Source organism: Roseateles chitinivorans (assembly GCF_050632145.1).
GTDB classification, from domain to species: domain Bacteria; phylum Pseudomonadota; class Gammaproteobacteria; order Burkholderiales; family Burkholderiaceae_C; genus Roseateles; species Roseateles chitinivorans_B.
The window spans coordinates 1,197,631-1,215,944 of the sequence record NZ_CP192577.1; the positions used below are offsets into that span (position 1 = coordinate 1,197,631).

General features: G+C 70.7%; 15 protein-coding genes. All 15 read left to right on the forward strand.

Annotated features, from left to right (window positions below):
* Nucleotides 1-268 precede the first annotated feature (268 nt).
* The 15 genes from ACQ86G_RS05535 to ACQ86G_RS05605 all read left to right on the forward strand — a co-directional run bounded on the left by ACQ86G_RS05535 (nt 269) and on the right by ACQ86G_RS05605 (nt 18,307).
* Entirely contained in the window at nt 269-889 is a 621-nt protein-coding gene (locus ACQ86G_RS05535; RefSeq protein ID WP_431259662.1) for a hypothetical protein, read from the forward strand.
* 219 nt (nt 890-1,108) lie between these two features.
* A complete protein-coding gene (locus ACQ86G_RS05540; protein ID WP_431259663.1) occupies nt 1,109-1,414 on the forward strand; it encodes a BTH_I0359 family protein in 306 nt (101 codons plus the stop codon).
* Nucleotides 1,415-1,687: 273 nt separating this feature from the next.
* Nucleotides 1,688-4,060 carry an ATP-binding protein gene (locus tag ACQ86G_RS05545; RefSeq protein WP_431259664.1) on the forward strand — a complete coding sequence of 791 codons (2,373 nt, stop codon included), beginning with the start codon at nt 1,688-1,690 and terminating at the stop codon, nt 4,058-4,060.
* A gap of 103 nt (nt 4,061-4,163) precedes the next feature.
* Nucleotides 4,164-5,147: a TraB/GumN family protein gene (locus tag ACQ86G_RS05550; RefSeq protein WP_431259665.1), complete on the forward strand. Its 984-nt coding sequence runs from the start codon at nt 4,164-4,166 to the stop codon at nt 5,145-5,147.
* A gap of 77 nt (nt 5,148-5,224) precedes the next feature.
* On the forward strand, nt 5,225-5,896 hold the full coding sequence (locus tag ACQ86G_RS05555; protein ID WP_431259666.1) for a MarC family protein: 672 nt from the start codon (nt 5,225-5,227) through the stop codon (nt 5,894-5,896).
* A gap of 126 nt (nt 5,897-6,022) precedes the next feature.
* Nucleotides 6,023-6,748 carry a PhaM family polyhydroxyalkanoate granule multifunctional regulatory protein gene (locus tag ACQ86G_RS05560; RefSeq protein ID WP_431259667.1) on the forward strand — a complete coding sequence of 242 codons (726 nt, stop codon included), beginning with the start codon at nt 6,023-6,025 and terminating at the stop codon, nt 6,746-6,748.
* Nucleotides 6,749-6,774: 26 nt separating this feature from the next.
* Nucleotides 6,775-7,914, forward strand: a complete 1,140-nt coding sequence (locus tag ACQ86G_RS05565; protein WP_431259668.1) for an FIST signal transduction protein — start codon at nt 6,775-6,777, stop codon at nt 7,912-7,914.
* The gene (locus ACQ86G_RS05570) at nt 7,914-8,846 is read left to right on the forward strand and encodes a substrate-binding periplasmic protein (protein WP_431259669.1); all 933 of its coding nucleotides are present in this window, start codon (nt 7,914-7,916) and stop codon (nt 8,844-8,846) included. Before ACQ86G_RS05565 ends, ACQ86G_RS05570 begins: the two co-directional genes overlap by 1 nt.
* Nucleotides 8,847-8,913: 67 nt before the next feature.
* Nucleotides 8,914-10,440: an FAD-linked oxidase C-terminal domain-containing protein gene (locus ACQ86G_RS05575; protein WP_431259670.1), complete on the forward strand. Its 1,527-nt coding sequence runs from the start codon at nt 8,914-8,916 to the stop codon at nt 10,438-10,440.
* A 74-nt stretch (nt 10,441-10,514) separates the two neighbouring features.
* Nucleotides 10,515-11,603 carry a glycolate oxidase subunit GlcE gene (glcE, locus tag ACQ86G_RS05580; RefSeq protein WP_431261340.1) on the forward strand — a complete coding sequence of 363 codons (1,089 nt, stop codon included), beginning with the start codon at nt 10,515-10,517 and terminating at the stop codon, nt 11,601-11,603.
* Between the two features lie 81 nt (nt 11,604-11,684).
* A complete protein-coding gene (glcF, locus tag ACQ86G_RS05585; RefSeq protein ID WP_431259671.1) occupies nt 11,685-12,941 on the forward strand; it encodes a glycolate oxidase subunit GlcF in 1,257 nt (418 codons plus the stop codon).
* A 389-nt stretch (nt 12,942-13,330) separates the two neighbouring features.
* Complete coding sequence (locus ACQ86G_RS05590) at nt 13,331-15,166, forward strand: alkaline phosphatase family protein (RefSeq protein ID WP_431259672.1); 1,836 nt, start codon at nt 13,331-13,333, stop codon at nt 15,164-15,166.
* Between the two features lie 13 nt (nt 15,167-15,179).
* Nucleotides 15,180-17,162 carry an ABC transporter ATP-binding protein gene (locus ACQ86G_RS05595; RefSeq protein ID WP_431259673.1) on the forward strand — a complete coding sequence of 661 codons (1,983 nt, stop codon included), beginning with the start codon at nt 15,180-15,182 and terminating at the stop codon, nt 17,160-17,162.
* 435 nt (nt 17,163-17,597) lie between these two features.
* The gene (locus tag ACQ86G_RS05600) at nt 17,598-18,023 is read left to right on the forward strand and encodes a hypothetical protein (RefSeq protein WP_431259674.1); all 426 of its coding nucleotides are present in this window, start codon (nt 17,598-17,600) and stop codon (nt 18,021-18,023) included.
* Entirely contained in the window at nt 18,023-18,307 is a 285-nt protein-coding gene (locus ACQ86G_RS05605; RefSeq protein WP_431259675.1) for an HPr-rel-A system PqqD family peptide chaperone, read from the forward strand. Before ACQ86G_RS05600 ends, ACQ86G_RS05605 begins: the two co-directional genes overlap by 1 nt.
* Nucleotides 18,308-18,314: the final 7 nt, after the last annotated feature.

Below are 18,314 nucleotides of genomic sequence, written 5' to 3' on the forward strand. Positions count from 1 at the left end.
CGGTCGCCGGGGCGCTGATGCTGCACGCGGGGGTGATGGGCGCGCTGTCGGAGCGCCCGCTGCCGCAGGCGGTCGACACCCCGGCGATCGCCTCCCGCGTCATCGAGACGCTGCCCGCGCCCACGACCACACCAACCCCCGCACCAGCCCACGCGGTGATGCCCGCGGTGATGCCCGGACCGACCACGCGCGTGGTCGCTCCGTCCCGCGTGACGCGCGCGTCCCCGCCCCCGCGACCGCGCCCGCCCACCCACCCGAGACCCGCCCCGTGCCCGCGCTGCTCGCCATGCCATTGCACGGCGACGGCGCCCTCGCCTATGCGTTCGTCATCGACGGTCAACCCGGCGAGGCCGCGCTGGACTTCCACATCGGGAACGGCCGCTACGACATCACCCTCGAACGCCGCGCGGGCGATCGCGAGCTGCCGGTCTGGCACAGCGAAGGCCGCGTCGGTCCGCAAGGTTTGCAGCCGGAACGGCACCGGGTCTGGCGCCAGGGCCGCGAGCGCGAACTGCAGGTCTTCGACCGGGACGCCGCGCGGCCGGTTCTGCTCGTAGGCGCACGCGCCTTTCCGCTGTCGGCGGGCACACAGGACCGGCTGTCGTGGTGGCTGCAACTGGCCGCGATGATGGCGGCGGAACCGGCGCCGCATCTCGGGCAGCGTCTGCGGATCCCGGTGGCCGGTCCGAGCGGCGTCGACGACTGGGATTTCGAGGTGGTCGCGCGCGACGGCGACCGCTGGCTGCTGCGGCGCGACCTGGCCCGCGGCGCCGGCCGGCCCGCGCTGCAGTGGTCGGTCTGGCTCGACGGCCAGCGCGGGTTCCTGGCCGTGGACCTGCGCTTCAGCCTGGACGACGACGAACAGTGGGCGCTCCGCTTGCTGGAGTGAGCCTGTCAGCCGCGCACATGTCCGTTTGGCCTCCGTCCCGTGTGTGCGCGTTACGGTTCGTATATCCGTGAAACCCTGTGCGGTTGGCACCACAAATGCTTGAGACACGGTGCAGCGTGTTCCGCAAGTTCTGCCACCATGGGTCATGGCCTGGGTTGGGGGCGACGGGTCTTGAATCCGCCGCAACAGGCCATAACTCCTCCAACCAAGGAGTCCTTCATGCACATGCTCTACGACTCACCGAGCTACATCGTCGTCCAGTTCGATGTTCCGGTCGCTCCGTCCGCTGGCGATGCCGCGCACGCCGCCCAGGTGGATCACACCAACCTGCCTTCGCTGCAGCGTGACGGCTTCGAGATCGTCGACAAGTTCAGCCGCAAGGAGATCTTCATCGAGGGGGCCCTGGCCCAGACCTTCCAGGAGGGCGTCGAAGCGCTCATCGAACAGGGTCCCGACGTCGACGACCTCGACGCCTTCATCGCGCAGTACGCGAACCTGGGCCAGCAGCCCGTGATCATGCATTGATCGTCAGCCCCCTCCGTTCCCTGGAACGCAGCCAGCCCATCGTTCGCCGACGGGCAGTCAGCGAGCGTCAATGGGGCCGGAGTGGCGGCGCCCACGCTTGGCGTTCCGCAAGACAGGCATCCTTCGCCGGGGCTTGTCCTCCCTCTTTCCCTGCGCCAAGATCGTGCAGCCGCGCCCCGCCGAGGGGTGATGCGGCGAGCGGCGCCCGGGTCCGGGGCCATGTCCGCGTCCTCGACGCCGTCCTCGTTCCGGAGATCCCCTCCCGCACGAATCATGGGCAAGCGCTCGCAGCTTCCGCTGGACTCGCCGGGTCTGTCCGACAGCCCGGTGCTGGACCGCATGTGCTCGCACTTCGTGCTGACGCTGACGGTCCGCCACGCCAACCGCTTCAATCCCCGCCGCGACCTGAGCGGTCTGCTCGCGTTGACGGCGCGTCACCTCGTCTGGCCGCCGCAGGTGCTCGCGCGGGTCCGCGCCTACCTCGCGCGACGCTGCCAGGGCCATGCGTTGTGGGCCGGTCATGAACGGCTGGGCGACACCGCGTTCCTTGGCCGGCATGGCGTCTGGCGTGGCCCCTTCGCCGAAGGCACGCTGTTCTTCTACCTCGACGAATACATCAAGGATGCGCCCAAGGACCTGCTGGCACTGCTGTCCTGCACCTGCGACGCGCTCGACGGCCCGTTGCGGAGCCGGTCCACGCTGGTGGAGCAGAACATCGACGTCCTCGGCCGCCTGCTGCAGTTGAACGCGGCCGAGCGCGCGCTGCTGCTCTACGGCACGCTGGCCCGTTACCAGCGCGAACTGCGCGGGGCGCTGGTCGAGTTCAAGGTCAATACCGCGCAGGAGGCCTTCGCCGCGATCGCGGAAGTGGCCGGCGTCGATCCGCACGAGGTGGCCGACGCGCTGCGCGCCGGCTCCCGGCTGGAGCGGGTCGGCATGATCGAGAACCTGATCGCCGAACACAACATCACCGACCTCTCCGACCTGATGAAGGTCAGCGAGCAGCTCCCGCCGGTGCTGATGCGGGCCTACGAAGGCCCGCAGGACCTGATGGCCGTGTTCACGCGTCCGGTGACGCCGAGCCCGCTGCAGCGCGCCGATTTCGACTTCATCGCGGAAGACGTGACCCTGCTCGCGACGCTGCTGCGCCGGGCGGTGGCGCAAGGGCAGGCCGGCGTGAACGTGCTGCTCTACGGTCCGCCCGGTACCGGCAAGACGGAGCTGGCGAAGGTCGTCGCGCGCGAGGCCGGCCTGGGCTTGTACGAGGTCGAATACGCCGATCGCGACGGCAATGCGCTGAGCGGCCGCGACCGCTACCGCTCGCTGCAGATCAGCCAGGTGTTCCTGAAGGCAAGCCGCGACGTGGCGCTGCTGTTCGACGAGGTCGAGGACGTCTTCCCGCACCTGAGCGGCGACGCCGCGCACCTGATGGCCCGGCTGGACGCGGCGCTGGAGATGCCCGCGACGATGACGGTGAACGGCAAGGCCTGGGTCAACCAGATCCTCGAGAGCAACCCCGTCCCGGTGTTGTGGATCACCAACCGCATCGAGCACATCGACCCGGCCTTCCGGCGCCGCTTCCAGTACCACCTCGAACTGACATCGCCGCCTCCGGGCGCGCGGCTGGGGCTGGTGCGCAAGGCGCTGGAGGATCTGCCGGTGCCCGAGGGCTTCGCCGAGCGGCTGTCGGAGCGCCGCGGCCTGACGCCGGCGCAGGTGCGTACCGCCGTGCGATTCGCGCGGCTGGCGGGGACCGGACGTGCGGCAGGTGAGGACGGCGCCGCGTTGGGCGCCGGGCAAGCGGCTGAGCACGTGGCGGAGGACCGCGCCGAGCAAGCCGCGACCAACGAACGCCTCGTCAGCCGGCAGCTGCTGCATGCCGACAAGGCGCTCGGGCTGGTCGACGCCTCGCCCCAGGCACGCCCGTCGGCGACACGTTACTCGCTCGACCTGATCCACTGCGAGTGCCGCTTCGCGTTGCCGCGCCTGATCGAGGCGCTGCGCCGCCGCGGCATGGGCACGCTGTGCTTCCACGGTCCGCCGGGCAGTGGCAAGACCGCGCTGGCCGAGCACATCGCCTCGGCATTGCAACGGCCGCTGATGGTGCGGCTCGCCAGCGACCTGATGTCCAAGTACGTCGGCGAGACCGAGCAGAACATGGCCCGCATGTTCGAGACCGCCGCCGCCGAAGGCGCGCTGCTGCTCCTGGACGAGGCGGACAGCTTCCTGCGCAGCCGCCGCAGCGCGGAGCGGCACTACGAGGTCAGCGAGGTGAACGAGATGCTGGCCGGCATGGAACGCCACGCCGGCCTCTTCATCTGCACGACCAACGCCTTCGACGACCTGGACGAGGCGGCGTTGCGCCGCTTCAGCTTCAAGATCCGCTTCCTGGCGTTGCGGCCGGACCAGCGGCTGACGATGTTCGAGCGCGAACTCGGCACCCCGCCGGGCGACGCGCAGGCGGACCGGCTGCGTGCCCTGGACGCGCTGACGCTGGGCGACTTCGCCGCGGTGCGGCAGCAGGCCGAGATCCTCGGCGAAGCACTGTCGCCCGATGAGTTCCTGACGCTGCTCGAGGCCGAACACCGCGTGAAGCCCGAAGTGCGCCAGCGACGCCCGATGGGCTTCCGCGCCGGCGAGACCTGACCCCCTCTCCGGACGCCCTCTCCGGCCGCCCTCCTCGGACGCCTTCTTCGGCGGGTGCCCCGCTCGCCTCGGACAAAGCCGGTTCTATGGCATCGTGCCGTCCATGCTGAATCCGTCCCCATCCACTTTCCTGGCGCGCGCGTCGCGCGCGCTCACCGCCGGCTCGCTGGTCCTGGCGGCGCTGCTGGCCGGCACCGGTGCGCTCGCCGCGCCGACGAAGCCGACCTGCCCGCCCGAACCCGCGCCGCTCCCCGCCGATCGGCTGGCCGCCCAGGCCAAGGATCGGGGCCTGATGTGGACCATCAAGCGCGATGGCCGGACCTCCTACCTGTATGCGAGCCTGCACGTCGGCAGACCCGGCTGGGCCGCCCCCGGGCCGCGGCTGCGCCAGGCGCTGGACGAGGTCGACGCCGTCGCGCTGGAACTCGACCCGCTGGACCGCGACGCCTGGAAGATGCCGCCGATGCCCGAGCTGCCGCTGGACGCCGCGATGCGCCAGCGCCTGGACGCGCAGGCCGCGGCGGTCTGCCTGGAGCCGCGCGCGCTCGCCGCGATGCATCCGCTGCTGCAGACCAGCACCTACATGCTGCTGCGCGCCCGCACGCTGGGACTGGACGTGCGCTACGGCCAGGAGATGCTGCTGAGCCAGTGGGCCCGCGACCGCGGCCTGCCGGTCCTGGCGCTGGAGACGCTGCAGGGCCAGCTCGAGGCCCTGCTGCCCGCCGACGCGGAGGCGGCCCGGCATGAACTGCGCTCGAACCTGCAGCAGCTCGAACGCCCGAAGTCGCTGCTGCGCACGCTCGACACGATGGTGACGGTCTACGACCGCGGCGACCTGGCACGCCTGAACCGCTACGCCGACTGGTGCGACTGCGTGACCGACGCCGCCGACCGCGCCGCGCTGCAGCGCATCAACGACGGTCGCAATCCGATGCTGGCCCAGCGGATCTCCGAGCTGCACCAGCGCGGCCAGTCGATGCTGGTGGCCGTCGGCGCGATGCACATGACCGGTCCGCGCGCACTCACGACGCTGCTCAAGGACCAGGGCTTCGAGGTAACCCTGATGCCGCGGGCCGCATCGCGCTGACCGAGTTGCGGCACACTGGGCCGCCGCCGGCCCGGGCCGGCCGTCCCCTCCCCCATTCCTTCCCTGGAGTCCCCATCTTGGACCCCCTGCCGTCCTTCCTCCAATCGCTGTTCCTGGTGCCGCTGACGCTGCTGCCGATCATCAACCCGGTGGGCGTGGCCCCGATCGTCATCGGCGCGGCCGGCGGCGACGACAAGGTCCTCAAGCGGCTGGCGCGCCAGGTCGCGATCAACGGCTGGGTCGTGATCATGGTGTCGCTGCTGGTGGGCACCTACGTGCTGGACCTGTTCGGCATCTCGCTGCCGGTCGTGCGCGTCGGCGGCGGCCTGCTGGTGGCCTACAGCGCCTGGGTGATGCTGACCCGCAACGAGACCGACGAGATGCAGGCCGCCGTGGTGCACGCCTCGCCCGGCGACATCACCGAGGCGGAGATCGTCCGCCGCAGCTTCTTCCCGATCACCTTCCCGCTGACCACCGGCCCGGGCAGCATCGCCGCGGCGATCGCGCTGGGCGCGCAGATCCCGCGCTCGCCGGTGCCCTACGTGATGGGCGCGGGCGTGGCCGCCATCGGCGCGGCCTTCACCGCCGCCGTGGTTTACCTGGTGTACCGCAACGGCGGCCGGCTGCTGATGAAGATGGGCGAGGTCGGCACGCTGGTCATGATGCGGCTGATGGCCTTCGTGCTGCTGTGCATCGGCATCCAGATCCTGTGGACCGGCTGGGCCGATCTGAACCACATTCCGACCTGACGCGGCCAGCGCCCTTCCCGACGTCGGACGGTGGCCGGCAGGACGTAGGATCGGACCCATGGCCGCCCCCGGAGGCACCCCGTCCCACGGCGGGGCCACCGGCGAGGACGGCCCCGAGGAGACACCATGGCGGACACCGACTTCAGCAAATTCGTTCCGGGCTTCGACTTCCTGCAAGGGCTGATGAAGAACGCCGGTGCGGCGATCCCCGGCTTCAACCAGTGGGTGGCGCCGACGCTGGATCCGGAGGAACTGGACAAGCGCATCAGCGAACTGCGCACGGTGCAGTTCTGGCTCGAGAACAACGCCCGCATGCTCACCGCGACCATCCAGGCGCTGGAAGTGCAGCGGATGACGCTGTCCACGCTGCACGCGATGAACGTACCGATGGCGGACCTGAAGGACGTGCTGAAGACGCCGCCGGTGCCGCCGGCTTCGCCCGCTTCGCCGGCCGCGGCGGCTCCGCAACGGGAAGCCAAGGCGCACGCGACACCCGGCACGGACGCCGGAGCGGAACCCGGCATGACGCCCGATGCGAAGGCGGAGGCGGGGGCGACGTCCGGCGACGCCACCGGCCCCAGGCCCGCCGGCGCCGACCCGATGCAGTGGTGGAACGCGCTGACGCAGCAGTTCACGCAGGTCGCCTCCAATGCGATGAAGACGGCCCAGACCGCAGCGAGCGCGGCGACCACGGCTGCCGCCTCGGCAACGGCCGCCAAGCCGGCGGCGAAACCTGCCGCGAAATCCGCGGCCAAGGCCCCCGCGAGATCCGCGGCCAAGCCCGCCGCCACGCCCGCCGCGAAGAAGGCGGCGCCGGCACGCAAGGCCGCCGCCAAACGCAAGGCTCCCTGAGTCCCCCAGCCTCCCGACGGCCGTTCATGCCTCGCTTTCTCCAGGCGCACGCCACCCATCCCGATCCCCACATGGCGCTGGCCCTGGCCGGCGCGCAGCTGGAGGGGCAGCGCGCCGGCATGACGCCGACGCTGGGTTTCCTCTACCTGACGCATCCCTACGTGCCGCACGCGCAGGCGCTGCTGGACGAAGTCCGCGAGCGCTGGCCGGGCTGCGGCTGGGTCGGCGCATCGGCGCTGGCGGTCAGCGCCAGCGGCGTCGAGTATTTCGACGAACCCGCGCTGGTGGTCATGCTCTGCGACCTGCCGTCCGACCAGTGGCGGATCTTCTCGGGCCTGCGGCCGCTGACGCCGGACTGCGAATCCCGCAGCCTGCTGCTGCATGCCGACGGCGGCACGCCCGACCTGCAGGAGCTGATCAGCGAGCTCGCCCAGCGCTGCAGCAGCGGCTACCTCTTCGGCGGCCTGGTCAGCGGCGGCGATGCCGCGGTGCAGATCGCCGACGGCGTCTTCGAAGGTGGGCTGTCGGGCCTGGCGCTGGGCCCCGACGTGCGCTGGATCTCGCGCGTCAGCCAGGGTTGCCAGCCGCTCGGCCGCGAGCGCCGCGTCACCGCCTGCGACGGTCCGCTGGTGACCGGACTCGACGGCCAGCCCGCGCTCGACGCGCTGCTCGAGGACCTGCGGCTGCCCGCCTACACCGGCGAATCCGGCTCCCTGCGCCAGGCCATGCCGCTGTTCCGCCGCACGCTGGTGGGACTCGGCGACGAGCCCGGCGCCCGGCGCGAATACGGTGCCGAGGTCCGCGTGCGGCATCTGGTCGGCCTCGACCCCGGCCGGCGCGGCATCGCCGTCGCCGAACAGATGCGCGAGGGCGTGCTGCTGAGCTTCTGCGAGCGTCATCCGGACGCCGCCCGACGCGACCTGGTCCGGATCTGCACCGAGATCCGCGCCGAGGCCGAGGAGCGCGGCGCGCGCATGGCCGGCGCGCTGTACTTCAGCTGCACCGGACGCGGCGGACCCCACTTCGGCTCGCCGTCGGCGGAGCTGCAGTGGGTGCAGCACGCGCTCGGCGAGGTGCCGCTGGCCGGCTTCTTCGCCAACGGCGAGATCGCCCACGCGCGGCTGCACGGCTACACGGGCGTGCTGACGGTCTTCCTGGACGCCTGATGGCCGGCCGCCGCGACCTGTTGCAGGCTGCCGCGGCCTCGGTCCTCGGCGCCGGTCTGCCCGCGCTGCCCGATCCCGCGACGGCCGCCCGCGCGTCGCCGCCGGTTCCGCCCGCCGCCGCGCCGCCGGAGCCCACCACCGTCATCTACCCACGCCACCTGCCGCAGCAGGACCGGCAGGTCGACTACTTCATCAGCCTGCTTCACGCCGCCTTGCAACGCAGCGGCGCGCGCTATGCGCTGATCCAGACGAAGTCGGAGATGGTGCAGAGCCGCGCGCTGCTGGAGATGGCGAGCAACGATCCCGGCATCGACGTGTTCTGGACGATGACCGACCCGCCACGCGAGCGGAGCCTGCTGCCGGTCCGCGTGCCGCTGGACCAGGGGCTGATCGGCTGGCGCCTGTGCCTCGTGCGCGCCGCCGACCGCGACCGGCTGCGCGACGTGCGCGAGCTGAAGGACCTGGCGCGGCTGACCGCCGGGCAGATGCACGACTGGCCGGACACCGCCGTGCTGCGCGCCAACGGGCTGCCGGTGCAGGTCAGCACGCATTACCAGGGCCTGTTCCAGATGCTGTCCTCGGGCCGCTTCGACTACTTCCCGCGGTCGATCTTCGAGATCGATTCGGAGCTCGCCAGCTTCGCCGGGCAGCAACTCGTCATCGACCCTTACCTGCTGTTGCACTATCCGGCGGCGCTCTACATGTTCGTCCGCCCGGGCCGTCCGCGACTCGCGGCGGACCTGACGCGCGGGATGGACGCGCTGGTCGCCGACGGCACCTTCGAGCGGCTGTCGCGGCAGATCTTCGGCGATCTGCTGCAGCGCCACCGCATCGACCAGCGCCGGGTGCTGCAGCTCCGCAACCCGCTGCTGCCGGCGCAGACCCCGCTGGACCGCAAGGCGTTGTGGTGGCCGCTGCCGGCTTCCCGCTGACGGGCTCCCGCCGACGGGGGATGCAGGTTCAGTCCGGGGTCAGCGCGCGGGGCTACAGTTCGACGCCATGACCGCCGTCCTTCCTTCGACCCACGAGCCGCCCGGCGACCAGGCCGCCGCGCTGGCCGGTTTCCGCGCCGGGCGTCGCGCGCAGCTGGTCCAGGCCCTGCGGGCCGAGCTGCCCGCGCACGCGCTGCTGTGGCAGGACGAGCAGACGCGTCCCTACGAATGCGACGGCCTGACCGCCTACCGCGAGCGCCCGTTGGCCGTGGCGCTGCCCGAGACCGAAGCGCAGGTCGCGGGCGTGCTGAAGGCTTGCCATGCACTGGGCGTGCCGGTGGTCGCGCGCGGCGCCGGCACCGGCCTGTCCGGCGGCGCGATGCCGCATGCCGAAGGCCTGACGCTGGCGCTGGCGAAGTTCAACCGCATCGTCGCCATCGATCCCCTGGCGCGCACCGCCCGGGTCCAGTGCGGCGTGCGCAACCTGGCGATCTCCGAGGCGGCGGCGGCGCACGGCCTGTATTACGCGCCGGACCCGAGCAGCCAGATCGCCTGCACGATCGGCGGCAATGTCGCGGAGAACTCGGGCGGCGTGCGTTGCCTGAAGTACGGCCTGACGCTGCACAACGTGCTCAAGGTGCGCGGTTTCACCGTCGAGGGCGAGCCGGTCGAGTTCGGTTCCGAGGCGCTGGACGCCGCCGGGCTGGACCTGCTGAGCGTCGTGATCGGCAGCGAAGGCATGCTGGCGGTGGTGACCGAGGTCGTCGTCAAGCTCACGCCCAAGCCGCAGCTGGCGCGTTGCATCATGGCCAGCTTCGACGACCTGCGCCGCGCCGGTGACGCCGTGGCCGCGATCATCGCGGCCGGCATCATCCCGGCCGGCCTGGAGATGATGGACAAGCCGATGACCGCGGCGGTGGAGGACTTCGTGCACGCCGGCTACGACCTCGAGGCCGAAGCCATCCTGCTGTGCGAGAGCGACGGCACGCCGGAAGAGGTCGAGGAAGAGATCGGCCGCATGAGCGCGGTGCTGCACGCCAGCGGCGCGACGCGGCTCGAGGTCAGCGAGACCGAGGCGCAGCGCCTGCGCTTCTGGAGCGGCCGCAAGAACGCCTTCCCGGCGTCGGGGCGCATCAGCCCGGACTACATGTGCATGGACTCGACGATCCCGCGCAAGCGGCTCGCCGACATCCTGTTGGCGATCCAGGAGATGGAACGCAAGTACGGGCTGCGCTGCGCCAACGTCTTCCACGCCGGCGACGGCAACCTGCATCCGCTGATCCTGTTCGACGCGAACGATCCGGACCAGCTGCACCGTTGCGAGCGCTTCGGCGCGGACATCCTCGAGACCAGCGTCGCGATGGGCGGCACGGTCACCGGGGAACACGGCGTGGGCGTCGAGAAGCTCAACAGCATGTGCGTGCAGTTCTCGCCGCAGGAGCGGGAACGCATGCTCGACCTGAAGCGGGCCTTCGATCCGAAGGGCCTGCTGAACCCCGGCAAGGTGATCCCGACGCTGCAGCGCTGCGCCGAATACGGCCGCATGCATGTGAAGCGCGGCGCCCTCTCATTCCCAGAACTGGAGCGATTCTGATGGCAGCGCAAGCAGCAGGGGCCGCGGCGGCGGACCCGGAGCCGTTCGCCGGCTTCGTCCCCTCGACGCAACTGATGGCGACCTTGGAGGCGATGGCGGCACGCTTCCAGGAAGGTCGGCCGGTGCGCCTGACCGGCCACGGCAGCAAGGACTTCTACGGCGGCCCGCTGGGCGATGCCGAGCCGATGTCGACGCTGTCGCTCAACGGCGTGATGGCGTATGAGCCGAGCGAGCTCTACGTGACCGCGGCGGCCGGCACGCCGGCGGCGGACGTGGAGGCGCTGCTCGCGCAGCACGGGCAACACCTGGCCTTCGAGCCGCCGCGTTTCGTCGGCGCCGCCTCGGGCGGCACGGGCACGATCGGCGGGATGGTCGCGAGCGGACTCTCCGGTCCGGCGCGGGCAACGGCCGGCGCCGTGCGCGATCACGTGCTGGGGCTGACGATGCTCGACGCGAAGGGCGAGCTGCTGCACTTCGGCGGCACGGTGATGAAGAACGTGGCGGGCTACGACGTGTCGCGGCTGATGGCCGGCTCGATGGGCGTGCTCGGACTGATCGCCCAGGTCACGCTCAAGGTGCTGCCGCAGCCGGTCGCGACGGTGACGCTGCGCTTCGAGGCCTCGCAGGACAAGGCACTGCTGCGGATGAACCGGTGGGGCGGGCAGCCGCTGCCGATCTCGGCGAGCGCCTGGTGGGACGGCGCGCTGGTGGTGCGCCTGTCCGGCGCCGAGGCGGCGGTCCGCGCGGCGGGCCACAAGCTCGGCGGCTCCGCGATTCCCGAGGCGATGGCCGCGCCGTTCTGGCAGGGTCTGCGCGACCAGTGCGACGAGTTCTTCCTCGGCGCGCGCCGCGCGGTCCAGGGCGGCGCGACGCTGTGGCGCATCGCCGTGCCCTCGACGACGCCGGCGATGGCGCTGCACGGCGAGCAGCTCGTCGAATGGGGCGGCGCGCAGCGTTGGGTGGTGACGCCGATGGCGCCGGCCCAGGTGCGCGAGGTCGTGGCCGCCGCCGGCGGTCACGCGACGATGTTCTACGCGAACGACAAGTCCGAGGGCGCCTTCTCCCCGCTCGGCCCACAGTTGACGAGGATCCACAGGGAGCTGAAGCGGCAGTTCGATCCGGCGGGGATCTTCAATCCGGGGCGGCTCTATCCGGACCTGTGATCCCGGTCCCGGATCCGGATCCCGAAGCGGGACGACGCCCTCAGCCCTCCGACGCGCAGCAAGCCGACAGCAAGCCGACCGATGCAAACCCACCTGGCTCCCGAATTCCAAGGCACCCCGGAAGGCGAGACCGCCGAGGCCATCCTGCGGCGCTGCGTGCATTGCGGCTTCTGCACGGCGACCTGCCCGACCTACCAGCTGCTGGGGGACGAGCTCGACGGGCCGCGCGGTCGCATCTACCTGATCAAGCAGGTGCTCGAGGGCGAAACGCCGACTGCGGCCACGCAGCAGCATCTGGATCGCTGCCTGACCTGCCGCAACTGCGAGAGCACCTGCCCGTCCGGCGTGCAGTACGGCCAGCTCGTCGAGATCGGGCGGCAGATCGTCGATGCGAAGGTGGAACGCCCGCGCGAGGAACGCCTCAAGCGGTGGCTGCTGAAGGAGGGGCTGACCTCGCCGCTGTTCAAGCCGGCGCTGCGGCTGGGCCAGGCGCTGCGTCCGCTGGTGCCGGGCGCGCTGAAGGACAAGGTCCCGCCCACGCCAGACGCGCGCGCCCACCAGTGGCCGCAGCGCACGCATCCGCGCAAGGTGCTGATGCTGCTGGGCTGCGTGCAGCCGGCGATGATGCCCAACATCAACGCGGCCACCGCCCGCGTGCTCGACGCCGCCGGCGTGCAGACGCTGGTCGCCGACGAGGCCGGCTGCTGCGGCGCCATCCGCTCGCACATGAACGACCACCACGGCGGCCTCGACGACGCGCGGCGCAACATCGACGCCTGGTGGCCCATGGTCGACGGGCATGGCGAGCAGGTCGAGGCCATCGTGATGAACGCGTCCGGCTGCGGCGTGCAGGTCAAGGATTACGGGCGGCTGCTGGCGCTCGACCCCGATTACGCGGAGAAGGCCGCGCGCATCTCCTCGCTCACCCGCGACCTCAGCGAGTACCTGCCGGAACTGGTCCAGCCCTTGCGTTCACGGCTCGGCCAGCCCGGCGCCACGACGCCGCGGCCCAAGCTGGCCTATCACCCGCCCTGCACGCTGCAGCATGGCCAGCAGCTGCGCGGCGGCGTCGAAGGCCTGATGCGCGAACTCGGTTTCGAGATCTCGGTCGCCCCCAGCGAGAGCCACCTGTGCTGCGGGTCCGCCGGCACGTATTCGGTGCTGCAACCGGTGCTGTCCAAGCAGCTGCGGGAGCGCAAGCTGGCCGCGCTGGCACCGCTGGCCGCCGAGGCCATCGTCTCGGCCAACATCGGGTGCATCCAGCATCTGCAAAGCGGCACCGACATCCCCGTCCGCCACTGGATCGAAGTCCTGGACGACGCATTCCTGCATGGATGAGTCATTGACTTCGACGCCAAAGCCGTTGGGGAAGCGTCGCATCGACGCATCACTTTGCACCGAAACCCCTCCCAATTGAGGAGGAGTTCTCACCTCAAAGACCCCACTCCGGGCAAACCCGGGCATGCCCATTGCCTGCGGCCCGCAGAATCGCCTCCCATAACAGGAGGGGAGCGCGCAAGCGATCCAACCAGAAAGTGAAATAGGCCGGTCACCGCGTGGTGTCCGGCCTTTTTCCGTCTGGACGATGCACGGCCGCGGCGAGCCTCAGGGTTTCCCCGTCGCGCAGAGCGAGCAGACGCACCGGCGGACGTGCCGGGCCGGCGGACAGAGGCGGATACTCCGCTGTCATATTTGTTTCAGCGGCTTCGACCGGAGCCCGATCCGCCATGACCCTGACCCGTCGCACCTGGCTGCTGGTGCCCGTCCTGGCCGCGCTGGCCGCCTGCGCCAGCGCCCCGTCCGCCCCGACATCGACCGCCAGCGCCGCCCCGTCGACACCCGGCCCCGTCGCGTCCGTCTTCCAGGCGAAGAAGCCGCCCCGGCTGGTGGTCTTCATGGTGGTCGACGGGCTGCCGATCCGGCAGGTGCTCGGCTACCGCGACCAGCTCCAGCCGGACGGCTTCCAGCGCTTCCTCGACCGCGGCGCCTGGTTCGCCAACGCGTATTACGGTCACGGCTACACGGTCACGGCCGCCGGCCACTCGATCATGCTGAGCGGCGCCTACCCGCAGCGCAGCGGCATCATCGGCAACGAGTGGCGGGATCCGATGACCGCCGCCCCGCAATACAACACCGCCGATCCGCGCTACCAGTACATCGGCAACAAGACCGAACCGCTGGCCGGCACCAGCCCCAACAACTACAAGGTCGAGACCGTCGGCGACGTGCTGCGCACGCTGCAGCCGGGGTCCAAGGTCATCGGCATCTCCGGCAAGGACCGCGGCGCGATCCTGCCGGCCGGCCACAAGGGCACGGCCTACATGTACATGGGCGGCAGCGGGGAGTTCGCCTCGTCCACCTATTACATGGACAAGCACCCCGCCTGGGTCGACGCCTTCAACGCGGCCAAGCCGGCCGACAAGTTCTTCGGCAAGACCTGGTCCCCGAGGCTGCCGGAGGCGGCCTACGCCCGCAGCGTGCCCGACGGCCAGCCCTGGCAGGCCAACAGCGGCAACGGCAACCGGCTGCCGGCCGTTCTGGGTGCCGGCATGGACGGCCCGGGACCGCGCTTCTACGGGAACATCCTGCCCTCCCCGTTCGGCGACGAACTGACGCTGGCCTTCGCGAAGGCCGCCGTCGAGGGCGAACGGCTGGGCGCCGACGACCAGACCGACATCCTGTCCGTCAGCCTGTCCAGCCACGATTACATCAACCACGCGTTCGGCCCCGAGTCGCGGCTGTCGCACGACCATTTCCTGCATCTGGACGCCTACCTGCAGGATTGGTTCAAGTATCTGGACGCCAAGGTCGGCCGCGACAACTACGTCGCCGTGCTGACCGCCGACCACGGCTTCACCGACACGCCGGAATGGGCGAAGTCCCAGGGCCGGGACGCCGGACGCATCAATCCGGCACAGGTCGTCGGCGTCATCAACGCCGGCCTGTCGAAGCGCTTCGGCGAGTTCCGCTGGGCCCTGAACATGTCCGGCTCGGGCGTGATCTTCGACGAGGTGGCGATCAAGATGGGGGCCTCAACCCGGACGACGTCTACGCGACGGCCAAGGCATCGGTCGAACAGATCGACGGCGTCCAGGCGGCGTTCACCCGCGCGCAGCTGGCGGGCGTGGACACCACGACGCCCTACCTCGAGCAGTTCCGCCGCTCCTGGTACCCGGGCATCGCCGCCCCCTGCAGGTGGTGCCGAAGGCCGGCTGGATGTTCGGCTCCCGCGCGACCGGCACCACCCACGGCAGCCCCTACGAGAACGACACCCACGTCCCGCTGCTGACCTGGGGCCCGGCATGGGTCGGCCAAGGCCGCATCGAGCAGCGCGTCGAGATCGTCGACCTCGCGCCGACGCTGTCGGCCCTGCTCCACATCCCCGCGCCGAAGCAGGCGCAGGGCCGGTTGCTGCCGCTGCCCGCCAAGTAGCCCCGACGTCGCCCCGAAGGCGGCCACCCGAGCGCGGATTCCCCCGTTCACCCCACCCACCCGCCACCGGAGCGGGGGTGGGATGCGTCCGCCACACGGCTCCTGTAGGCTCGGCGGTCTCGCAGAAGTGACAGGGAGACCGCCGTGTTTGGCTGGTTCGAAAAACTCGTCGATCCGTTTCCGCAGACCCCGGCGCCTCAGCCGCCCCAGGGGTTCTTCGCCTTCGTCTGGGCCGGCTCGCACGGCATGCGCGGGCTGGTGGCGGTGCTCATCGTCCTGACCGCCGCCATCGGCGCCTTCGAGGCGCTGCTGTTCTCGATGCTGGGCTCGGTCGTGGACTGGCTCAGCCAGGTCCCGCCCGCACAGTGGTGGTCGACGCAGCAGGACAAGCTGCTGATGCTGCTCGGCATCCTGCTGGCCAGCCCGCTGCTGATCGCGCTGCAGTCGCTGAGCAAGTACCAGGGCCTGTCCAGCAACTTCCCGATGCGGCTGCGCTGGAACTTCCACCGGCACCTGCTCGCGCAGAGCATGAGCTTCTACCAGGACGAGTTTGCCGGCCGCGTCTCCGCCAAGCTGATGCAGACCGCCCTGGCCGTGCGCGAATGCTGGCTGATCGTCACCGACATCCTGGTCTTCATCACGATCTACTTCGTGACGATGCTGGGCGTCGTCGGCAGCTTCGACGCGACGCTGCTGCTGCCCTTCCTGGGTTGGCTGGCCTGCTACGTCGTGGCCCTGTGCTACTTCGTGCCGCGCCTGGGCAAGGCGGCCACCGCGCAGGCCGACGCCCGCAGCCTGATGACCGGCCGCATCACCGACGCGTACACCAACATCAGCACGGTCAAGCTGTTCTCGCATTCCAACCGCGAGGCCGGCTTCGCACGCGGCGCGATGCAGGACTTCCTGAACACCGCCTACCGCCAGATGCGGCTGATCAGCGGCTTCGAGATCGTCAACCACGCGCTGTCGATGGGCCTGATCGCCTCGACCGCCGGCATGACGGTCTGGCTGTGGACGCAGGGCCAGGTCGGCATCGGCGCGGTCGCCGCCGCCACCGCGATGGCGCTGCGCCTGAACGGGATCTCGCACTGGATCATGTGGGAGATGGCCAGCCTGTTCGAGAACATCGGCACCGTGCAGGACGGCATCACCACGCTGTCCCGCCCCATCGCGATCCAGGATGCCGACGGCGCCCGCGCGCTGGACGTGACCCGCGGCGAAGTGCGTTTCGACCATGTCGACTTCAGCTACGGCGGGCGCAAGACCGTGCTGCACGACCTGACCCTGACGATCCGCCCGGGCGAGAAGATCGGCGTGGTCGGCCGCTCCGGCGCGGGCAAGTCGACGCTGGTCAACCTGCTGCTGCGCTTCCACGACGTGGACAGGGGCCGGGTGCTGATCGACGGCCAGGACATCGCCACCGCCACCCAGGACAGCCTGAGACGCCAGGTCGGCATGGTGACCCAGGACACCAGCCTGCTGCACCGCTCGGTGCGCGACAACCTGATGTACGGCCGCCCCGACGCGACGGAGGACGAGATGCGCGCCGCCGCCGAGCGGGCCGAGGCCGTGGACTTCATCGACGGCCTGACCGACCCGAAGGGCCGCCAGGGCTACGACGCCCACGTCGGCGAACGCGGCGTGAAGCTGTCCGGCGGCCAGCGCCAGCGCATCGCCATCGCCCGCGTCATGCTGAAGGACGCGCCGATCCTGCTGCTCGACGAGGCGACCAGCGCGCTGGACTCCGAGGTCGAGGCCGCGATCCAGCGCAGCCTGTACCGCCTGATGGAAGGCAAGACGGTGGTGGCGATCGCGCACCGGCTGTCGACGATCGCGGCGATGGACCGGTTGATCGTGATGGACCAGGGCCGCATCGTCGAGCAGGGCGACCACGCCGCGCTGCTGGCCCAGGGCGGCCTGTACGCGAAGCTGTGGGCACACCAGAGCGGCGGCTTCCTGGTCGAGGACGAACCGGCACCGGCCTCGGAGGAGGCACCGGGGAAGGACACCCCGGCGCAGGCGCTGTCGCCTGAAGGCGTCACCCCCATGGGCCGTCCGCCTCATGCCTCCGGATCCATCGCCGGACATGTGGCCCAGGTATCAAGCACGGCAAAGGATTCTGCGTAAGCCTGCGCTGACTTACCTGGCGTGTGACGGACGCCGCACGCCACCCGTTCAAGGGGTTGGGCGGGGTATCCGGTGGCAGGCTTGTATGGAACACTGCGATCGCAGGTCGGACGGGAGCGCCGATCCGCTTGAGCGTCCGCAGGAATCAGGACGGCATAGCATCACGAAAGCTGAGCATATGGACAACAGCAGCGACACCACCCCGCAGTCTTCGGCCACCCCCACCCCGGTCAGCCCGGTCCAGGGTGCCGTCGTCTCGCAACGCCGCCGCCGTTTCATCCAGGCCGGCGTGGTGCCGGTCGGCCTGACGCTGGCCAGCCGTCCCGCGATGGCCTGGCACTGCAACACGACCTCGGCCTGGGGCTCGGCGATCCTGCGCAACGGCGGCGCCAGCGTGCAGGCGCGCGCCGACGCGGCGGTGATCAACAACACCGAGTGCTGGTACATCTCCAACTGGGCCAACAACTCGGGCCGGTCCCAGGTGCGCGGCGGCAACGCCCCTGGAACTACATCATCGCCCAGTGGTATTCCGGCAAGTCGCTGTCGTACGCGCGCACGAACCTGACCGTCTCCAAGCTGTTCCCGGGCGGCCTGAAGAACGTCAGCGGCACGTCCAACGTCTACAACCTGCTGAAGAACGACGCCAGCGGCTACGGCACGATGATGATCGTCGCCCGCCTGAACACCCTGTTCGCCGGCAACAGCGTCGGCCAGTGCGTGCTGTCGGCCACCGGCCAGGACATGCTGCTGCAGATGGCCTCGCAAGGCCCCGGCATCTTCAAGCCGTCGAACTCGACCGGCGCGGCCTGGACCCAGGCGGACTACAAGAACTACCTGTACAGCAACTGGCTCGTGGCCTGATGGCCGGAGCTGCCTGGCGCTGCAGGCAACCGCTCGCTGACGTGCTGCTCGCCTGGGAGGGCGAACAGCACGCGGTCTATTTCGACCCCGACAGCGGGGACACCCACCTGATCGCCGCGCTCGGCGCGCAGCTGGCCGAATGGCTGGCCGCCGAGCCGCTGGACCGCGATCAGCTGCTGGCGCGGCTGGCCCGGGACGTCGACTGGGACGAGCCCCCACGCCCGACGCCCTCGCCGAACTGCTGGACCTGCATCTGCGCCGCCTGGCCGACATCCACCTGCTGACGCCGGC